2 protein-coding genes are annotated in these 1,017 nt (G+C 57.9%); both read left to right on the top strand.

What is annotated here, in order from left to right:
- On the top strand, positions 1 to 504 hold a 504-nt coding region (locus CW742_RS15255), incomplete at its 5' end, for an amidohydrolase family protein (protein WP_292421888.1).
- An 11-nt stretch (positions 505 to 515) separates the two neighbouring features.
- On the top strand, positions 516 to 962 hold the full coding sequence (locus CW742_RS15250) for a formylmethanofuran dehydrogenase subunit C (RefSeq protein ID WP_292421886.1): 447 nt from the start codon (positions 516 to 518) through the stop codon (positions 960 to 962).
- The last annotated feature ends 55 nt before the right edge of the window (positions 963 to 1,017 follow it).

Raw genomic sequence — 1,017 nt, 5'->3', positions numbered from 1 at the left:
CTCATGAACAAGAAGTACCGCGACGAGCGGCTCACCACCTTCAAGAACGCCGATAAGGTCATCTCCGGCACTCACCTTGCCGGCATCGACCGCGAGATCTCCCTCTACGAGCTCGCCCAGATGACCCGTGCAGGCCCGGCAAAGGCACTCGGTCTCTCCGCGGATTACGGAGGGCTTAAGCCCGGCATGAACGCCGACATCGCCATCTACAACATCAATCCGGACAAGTTCCCCTCAACCGGACCCGAGATCGAGAAGGCATTCGCAAACGTTGCCTGCCTCTTCAAGGACGGCGTCATCTGTGTCGAAGAGGGCAGGATTGTCAACATGGGCAAGAAGCACACCTTCTGGGTCGATGCCAGGGTACCCGAGAACAAGCAGGTCACGCACGACATCCGGGAGAAGTTCCTCCGCTACTACAGCATCAACGAGGGTAATTACCCGGTGCCCGAGAGCTATGCACCGCACCAGCACATCATCAGCGTGGATGCAACTAAGGCGTGAGGTGAGAAGAGATGAACATCGTTACATTAACTGTTAAGAAAATCCCGGAACTCTACCTCGAATGCGAGAACGTCAACCCGGACGTATTCGCCGGCAAAAAGGCCGCTGATATCGCAAAACTCGCAGCATACCAGGGCAAGGAGATGTCAACCCTCGGCGACTTCTTCACCATCACCGGGGATGCAGGGGCAACGGCAGCTGACACGAAGATTGTTGTCAACGGCGACTGCACGAAGATGAAGTATCTCGGTGCAAAGATGACTGCCGGCGAGATGATCGTCAACTCCGATTGCGACATGTACACAGGCAGCTGGATGAAGGGCGGCAAACTAACCGTCAACGGCGACGTCCACTCGTTCTGCGGCCTCGCAATGGCCGGGGGTGAGTTTACCATCAACGGCAATGCCGGCAACTATCCCGGCGCTGCGTACCGCGGAGACTGGCGGGGCAGGTCGTGAGGCGTGCTGCGCGTCAAGGGCAATGCTGGCTCCGAGGCGGCAACCTCTGTCGCTT

Origin of the sequence: Methanoregula sp. (genome assembly GCF_002835825.1) — an archaeon.
GTDB lineage: Archaea > Halobacteriota > Methanomicrobia > Methanomicrobiales > Methanospirillaceae > Methanoregula.
This window is presented reverse-complemented; position numbering and strand designations above follow the sequence as displayed.

Bases quoted from the DNA above. Each gene is read 5' to 3' on its own strand.
- CW742_RS15250 (WP_292421886.1), top strand. From the start codon at position 516: ATGAACATCGTTACATTAACTGTTAAGAAAATCCCGGAACTCTACCTC.